Raw genomic sequence first — 7,460 nt, 5'->3', positions numbered from 1 at the left:
CGACGTTAAGGTGCGGGATGGGGATCGCTCGGCTCGTCTGTCGGCTGCTATCCGCAGATATCATGTTGACGGTCCCTCCACCCTGGCTCCTACATACCGCGTAGGAGCCGGGAGGAACATACAAGCCCATGCTCGGTTGCTCTTCGCCAGGTTCCAGATCACGCTTCAAGCGGCCATCGACTCCACACATAGGGGTATTCCCCGATGCGCGTGGCCAGCCCAGCACGCACCGGATTGGCCGCGATGTACATCGCCTGCGTGCGCAGGCACTCATCGCCGCGCAGCGCATGATCGTAGTATCCCGGCTGCCAGATCGGCGCGCTCGCATCAACGCGCCTGGCGATGGATCTTCCACTCCGGGACTTCAGGATCTGCATGCAGCCGGCCAGCGTGCCCGTACGCAGCTCGATCAACCAATGCAGGTGGTCCGGCATGATCACCCAGGCCAGGGAGAAGGTACGACCGGTTTGCTCGACTGTGCGCAGCGCTTCGATCAGCAGATCGACGTTGGCCTTGTCGTCGAACCAAGGACGGCGTGCGCGTGTCACAGCCGTGATCGCGTAGACATTGCCGGTCTGCGACCAGCGACCAAAGCGGAGTGCAGGACTGGCCATGCGAAGAGGCTATGGCACGCATGACAGCCCTTCCATCAGTGCATCACCGCAATGCTTGTCAGCCAACACCCTGAGGTAGAGCCGAGCCCATGCTCGGCTGCCATGCAAAGCAGCCGAGCGTGGGCTCGGCTCTACAGATTTCCCTGCTTACCCCACGCCGTGCAGGTGTTCGTACAGGATCGTCGCGCCGATGATCATCAGGATCACGCCGCCGATGATCTCGGCACGCTTGCCGACCATGCTGCCCAGCACGCGGCCGAGCATGATGCCGACGGTGACCATCGTCAGCGTGCACAGACCGATGACCGCCGCCATCACGCCGATATGCACGTCCATGAAGGCCAGGCCGATGCCCACGGCCATCGCGTCGATGCTGGTGGCGAAACCGGTCAGCGCCAGCTTCCAGAAGCCGTGGTGCTGCGAAGGGTCTTCGTCTTCCTCGGCACTGTCCGGGCGCAGGCCGTTGTAGATCATGTGGATGCCCAGCGCACCGAGCAGGCCGAAGGCGATCCAGTGGTCGAATGCTTCCACGTACTGCAGGGCGGCACGGCCGAGCAACCAGCCGATGATGGGCGTGATCGCCTCGATGACGCCGAAGATGATGCCGGCCCGCAGTGCATCGCGGAACACCGGCTTGCGCATGGCCGCACCCTTGCCGATCGCCGCAGCGAAGGCATCGGTGGACATGGCAAAGCCGATCAGGAGGATCGAAATGGGGGACATGGACAGCGGCTGAGGTCGGGCTAGGACGGACGCACGGCCTGCGCTCGCGCCCAACCTGACGTTGCGCGCGCGGGCCGCTGGTCTCGCCAACCATCATGGTTGTCCACGCCACGGCGCACTGGCCGAGTATGTTGACGTGGACGATTCCTGCGAAGGAATCCGGCTACTCCCCAAGGGGACGCGAAGCTTAGCATCGCGATTCGCGCGTGGCGCATTTCCAGCGAAACGCGCAGGCAGGGCTGGTTTGTATAGCGATGGCTATATCGGCGCCGTGCAGCGCGCGGAAGCCGAGCATAGGCTCGGCTCTACAGTTGCCAATCAGGCATCGCTGTTGCCGGCGTCGCGCAGCGCGCCGAGGAAGGCGCGCAGCGAGGCCGGCTTGATCGGCTTGGTCAGCACGCGGTAGCCACGCTCGCGTGCCATCCGCTTCAGCTCGTCACGTCCGTCGGCGGTCAGCAGCGCACCCGGCAGCGGATAGCCGGCCGCCTCGCGCAGCGCCACCAGCGCATCCAGGCCGTCCATGCGGTCATGCAGGTGGTAGTCCACCAGCATCACCTGCGGGCGCTCGGCGATCTTCTCCAGCGCCTGGTCGACGGTGGCGGCAGTGATCACCTGCACCTGCCAGCGGCCGAGCAGCGCGCGCATGCCGTCGAGGATTTCCTCGTCGTTGTCCACGCACAGCACCCGTAGGCCCGCCAGCGAATCGCTGCGCACCGGTGTGGCCACGGCCTGGGTCGCCTTGGCAGGCTCGGTGTAGCCGGGCAAGGGCGCAACCCGTGGCAGGATGATCGAGAACATCGAACCCTTGCCGACCCGGCTGCGTGCGTTCAACCGATGATCGAGCAGGCGCGAGATACGCTGGCATATCGACAGGCCCAGGCCCAGACCCTGCTCTCCCCAGTCGAACGGCTGCTGGTAGCGGTGGAACTCGTCGAAGATCTGCCGCATATGGTGTTCGGGAATGCCCGGGCCGGTATCCCACACCTGCAGTTCCACTTCGTCGCCGCGCTGGCGCACGGCCAGCACGATGCGCCCTTGGCGCGTGTAGCGCAGCGCATTGGCCAGGAAGTTCTGCAGCACGCGGCGCAGCAGCCGGCGATCACTGCGCACCCATGCCGCGCGCGCGAACAGGTCCAGGCGCAGGCCACGGCCCGCAGCCACCGGCGTGTACTGCGCAGCCAGCTCGCGCATCAACGCACTCACATCGAACTCGCCGATCACCGGGTGCAGGCCACCCGCATCCAGCCGTGACACGTCCAGCAGGCCATCGAGCAGCTCCTCAGCCGCACGCAGCGACGCGTCTACGCGTTCGGCCAGATGCTTCTGCTCGTCGCTCACGTGATCGCTGTCGCGCAGCGCGGACGCAAACAGGCGCGCGGCGTTCAGCGGCTGCAGCACGTCGTGGCTGATCGCCGCCAGGAAGCGCGTCTTCGACTGCTGTGCGACCTCGGCCTCATGCGAGCGCTCGGCGACGCGCTGTTCCAGCGTCTCGTTGGCTTCAAGCAGCGCCTTTTCGGCGTGCTTGTAGTCGGTGATGTCGTTGTAGCTGGTCACGTAGCCGCCGCCGGGCAGCGCCTGGCCGCGCATCTCGATCACCTTGCCGTCGCTGCGGGTGCGCTCGAACACGTGCGGCGAACCGGCGCGCATGTAGCCGATGCGGCGGTTGATCTGCACTTCGATATCGCCCTCGCCCAGCTCGCCGCGCTCGGCGTTGTAGCGGATCAGGTCGGCCACCGGGCGGCCCACGTAGAGCATGCCGTCGGGGTAACCGAACATGTCCTGGTAGCGGCGGTTCCACGCGGTCAGGCGCATGTCCGGATCGACTACGCTGACCCCGGCGCTGATGTTCTCCAGCGTGGTCGACAGGATCTCGCGGTTGAAGCGCAGTTCCTGCCCGGCTTCGTCCAGTACCGCCACCACTTCACCCAGGTCCATGCCCGAGCCACGCAGCAGGCTGGTGAGCAGCAGGCGCGCCGATGCCGCACCAATCGAGGCGGCCAGCAGCCGTTCGGTGAATTGTACCCAGGGGCGGTCCGCAGGCGCCGAGGACTGAAGCTCGCGCCCCAGCGACTGTGCCTGCTCGAAAAACGAACGCCGTGCATGGCGTTCGCCGACCACGCGCGAAGCCAGCGCCAGCAGGTCGCCCACATGCACATGCCCGGGCCAGCCGCCGGCCACCGACGGGCGCTCGGCATACGGGTCGAGGAACGGTGCCGCACGCAGGCGCTCGTCGACGCCGGGCCGCCAGCGTGCGGACACCAGCATCATCGTGGCCGCATTGACCAGCAGCGACCAGAACGTGCCGTGGGTCAGCGGATCCCAGCCGGACATGCCGAACAGCTGCTGCGGACGCAGCCACTCGATGCCGAACGGGCCGTGCTGCACCCAGGCGGCGTCGACCCAGCCGGCCATGGTCATCGCCGGCAGCAGCAGGGTGTACAGCCAGGTGGCGAAGCCCAGCAGCATGCCCACTTCGACGCCGCGCCGGCTGGCACCGCGCCAGTACAGGCCGCCGATCAGGCCGGGCGCGAACTGCGCTACCGCCGCGAACGCCATCAGGCCGTACGAGGCCAACGTGCTGTCGTTGCTGCTGGTGCGGTAGTAGCTGTACGCCATCAGCGCCAGCAGCAGGATCGCCAGGCGGCGGATCCACAGCACGCGCGAGGCGACGTCGGCGGCCTCCTGGTGGTCACCGCTCCGACGCAACAGCACCGGCATCACCAGGTCGTTGCTGACCATGGTGGCCAGCGCGATGGACGACACGATGACCATGCCGGTGGCCGCCGAAAAGCCGCCCACGTAGGCGATCAGCGCCAGTGCGTTGCGGCCCTCGGCCAGCGGCAGGGCCAGCACCATCGAGTCGTCGGCGACGCTGCCGCCGGTGCCGAACAGGGTCACGCCGGCGGTGGCGATCGGAAGCACCATGCCCGAGATCAGCACCAGGTAGCCGCCGAACATCCAGCGCGCGCGGCGCACGTCGCGCACATCGCCGCACTCGACCACGGCCACGTGGAACTGGCGCGGCAGGCAGATGATGGCCAGGAAACTGAGCAGGGTCTGCGAGATGAAGCCCACCGGCGGCAGGCCGGTGAACAGCGTATGCACCGACTCGACCACCGCGTCGGTGCGGTTGCTCAGCCAGAGGTAGGCGAACACGCCCACCGCCAGCATCGCCAGCAGCTTGATCACCGATTCGAAGGCGATGGCCAGCATCATGCCGTGGTGGTGTTCGGTGGCATCGACCTGGCGGGTACCGAACAGGGTGGCGAACAGCGCCATCAGCAGCGCCACGTACAGTGCGGGATCGGTGAAGAAGCCGGTCGGACCGGTGTTGCCGGTCAGCACCTGCAGGCTCATCGCCACCGCTTTGTACTGCAGGGCCAGGTACGGAATGATGCCGATCAGCGCGATGATCGCCACCAGCGCCGCCAGCCGCCGCGAGCGGCCGAAGCGCGAGGAGATGAAATCAGCAATGGAGACCACGTTCTGGCTGCGCGCGATCAGCGCCAGGCGCTCGATGATGCGCCAGCCGAACAGCAGCAGCAGCAACGGGCCGATGTAGATCGGCAGATAGCCCACGCCATTGCGCACAGCGGTGCCGACCGCGCCGTAGAAGGTCCACGACGAGCAGTACACGGCCAGCGCCAGGCTGTACACCACCGGCCGCAGCCACGGCCGGTCGGGATACATCGGCCGACGGTCGCCCCACCACGCCACGCCGAACAGCAGCGCGGCATAGGCAACCGAGACCAGCAGCAGGACCCAACTGGAGACCACGCGTGTGTTTCCGTCGGAGGAACCCGCAGTGTAGGCCAGGCACGGCCGGGTGTACGGGCTCGTTGGGGGCAACCGCCCCCACCAGTGTGGGGGCTTACGCGGTGCGGGCCACGACCGTTGGTCGTGGCCGGCTTCTTACTGGGCCGGCACGCCCATTTCCTTCAGCAGTTCCGGCGCCGGGTAGACCTTGGCCAGCAGCCAGCGCAGGTAGCGCATGTCCACGTGCACGGCGCGCTTGTAGCGCGGGTCGAACCACCAGCTGGCGCTGACCGATTCCCAGTTGCTGTCGAAGTTCAGGCCGATCAGTTCGCCCTTGGCGTTGAGCACCGGCGAGCCGGAGTTGCCGCCGGTGGTGTCCAGGTTGGTCAGGAAGTTGACCGTCTGGGTCTTCAGCGCCGGGTCGGCAGTGCTGCCGAAGTCACCCTTGGCGATCGCGGCCAGCAGCGGCTTGGGTGCGTCGAACGGATAGGCGTTGGTGTTCTTCTCGACGATGCCGGCCACGGTGGTCACCGGCGAGTAGGTCACGCCATCGCGCGGGTGCAGTGCCTCGACCCTGCCGTAGCTGATGCGCAGGGTGCGGTTGGCATCCGGGTACACGGCGCGGCCCTGCTTGGCACGCCAGGCGAACAGCGCCTGCATGTAGGCCGGGCGCAGGCGCAGCTGCTCGCCCTCGCGGGTCTTGCTCTCGTTTTCGATGCGCAGCTGCGCGGCCACCAGCGGGCCGGCCACGGCGATCAGCGGATCGGCGGCCAGGGCCTTGCCTTCGCGTGCGGCGGCAAAGCGCGACAGGCGCTGCGCCTCATCGCCCAGCTGGGTTCCGGCGTACAGGGTGTCCAGCGCCGTGGCCAGCTGCTGCGGGGTGCGGCCGAAGGCGGCGTCGAACTCGGCCACGCGCTGCGCGTCCGGCAGCTGCTGGTAGCGGGTCAGCAGGGTGGTCAGCAGGGCCTTCTCGACCTCCGGCGCGTAGCGGCGCTGGACCTGCTTGAGCACGCCTTCGATCATCGCCTGGTCGCGCTGCTGGTAACCGCTCTCGCGCTGCGCGTCAGGCTTGGCCGATTCGATGCGCAGGCGCTCCAGCAGCAGCGCAGAGCGCAGCAGCTGGCTCTGCGCGGCGATCTGGTCCAGCAGCAGGTCACGCTCGCCCACCGCCGCGCCCTGCGACAGGTTGGCCAGCAACGCCTTGATGTCGCCCTGGTAGTTGCGGTCGGTCGCGGCCAGCATCGCGGTCTCGTCGGCGGCACGCTGGGCCTTGGCGTCGCTGCGCAGCAGGCCTTCCAGTTCGCCAGCGGCGCGCTTGCGGTTGTTCTTCAGCGACTGCAGCTGCGAGGCATAGCGGGTACGCGCCTGCGCGTCCTTGGCGGTGGCGGCCTCGATGGTGTCGATCATCTGCTGGAACACCGACACGCGGCGCGGCAGCACGGCATCGATCTGGCCGGCGAATTCGGCCGCGGTGCGGTGGCGGTAGGTGATGCCCGGGTAACCGGCCAGCATCGCGTAGTCGCCTTCCTTCGGGCCTTCCACCGACATCTGCAGGTGCGCCGGTGCCTGGTAGGGCACGTTGTCCTTGCTGTAGGCGGCCGGCTTGCCGTCCTGGCCCACGTAGGCGCGCAGCAGGGTGAAGTCGCCGGTGTGGCGCGGCCACATGAAGTTGTCGATCTCGTCGCCGTAGTTGCCGATCGCGCGCGGCGGCGCGTACACCAGGCGCACGTCGCTCAGTTCCAGCTGGGCGATGCGATAGAAATCGGTGCCGTAGTACATGTTGGCCACCGAGCAGCGCACGCTGCCGTCCTTCTCGCACTCGGCCACGATCTGCTTGCTGGCGGCATCGACGGCATCGAAGTAGGCACGGCCGGTCTTGCCGCGGGCCTGCGCCAGCACCTGGTCGGTCACCTTGTCGAAGCCGACGGTGACCAGCACGCGGAAGTCCGGGTTGGCCGGGCGCTCGTCGGCACGGCCGTTGGCGATGAAGCCACCAGTGATCAGGTCGTGCTCGGGCGAGCTGTTGTACTGGATCACGCCCATCGCCACGTGGTGGTTGGTCAGCAGCAAGCCGTCGGAGGACACGAAGGAGCCGGTGCCACCACCGGCACGCACCACGGCACTCAGCGGCGGTGCCGTCACGTTGGCCAGGTCGGCCGGATTGCCCTTGAAGCCTGCGGCCTGGAGCGGCTTGGCCAGTTCCGGCAGCTGGGTCGGCATCCACATGCCTTCGTCGGCGTGGGCGCCGGCAGCGAGGGTCAGGCCCAGGGCCAGGGCGGTGGGAAGGGCTTTGCGTGGTGACATGAGGCATCCGGTACGACAGAACAGCCCGGGACCATAGCCGCTGGGGACCGGTGGGGCAACGGC

At 67.7% G+C, this 7,460-nt stretch carries 4 protein-coding genes and 1 riboswitch; all 4 genes read right to left on the bottom strand.

The window, feature by feature from the left end; all coding sequences use genetic code 11:
• Positions 1-158: 158 nt before the first annotated feature.
• Complete coding sequence (locus VG543_RS20975; RefSeq protein WP_423179219.1) at positions 159-614, bottom strand: REP-associated tyrosine transposase; 456 nt, start codon at positions 612-614, stop codon at positions 159-161.
• Positions 615-761: 147 nt separating this feature from the next.
• Entirely contained in the window at positions 762-1,337 is a 576-nt protein-coding gene (locus VG543_RS20970; protein ID WP_111098073.1) for a manganese efflux pump MntP family protein, read from the bottom strand.
• A gap of 88 nt (positions 1,338-1,425) precedes the next feature.
• Positions 1,426-1,515, bottom strand: a riboswitch (yybP-ykoY riboswitch).
• A gap of 140 nt (positions 1,516-1,655) precedes the next feature.
• Entirely contained in the window at positions 1,656-5,114 is a 3,459-nt protein-coding gene (locus tag VG543_RS20965) for a NahK/ErcS family hybrid sensor histidine kinase/response regulator (RefSeq protein ID WP_423179220.1), read from the bottom strand.
• Positions 5,115-5,249: 135 nt separating this feature from the next.
• Positions 5,250-7,397 carry a S46 family peptidase gene (locus VG543_RS20960; protein WP_423179221.1) on the bottom strand — a complete coding sequence of 716 codons (2,148 nt, stop codon included), beginning with the start codon at positions 7,395-7,397 and terminating at the stop codon, positions 5,250-5,252.
• Between the last annotated feature and the right edge of the window lie 63 nt (positions 7,398-7,460).

The sequence above is a fragment of the Stenotrophomonas sp. CASM101 genome, assembly GCF_049384845.1.
GTDB lineage: Bacteria > Pseudomonadota > Gammaproteobacteria > Xanthomonadales > Xanthomonadaceae > Stenotrophomonas > Stenotrophomonas hibiscicola.
The sequence above is the reverse complement of the archived record's forward strand: the minus strand, read 5'-3'. Positions and strand labels throughout refer to the sequence as shown.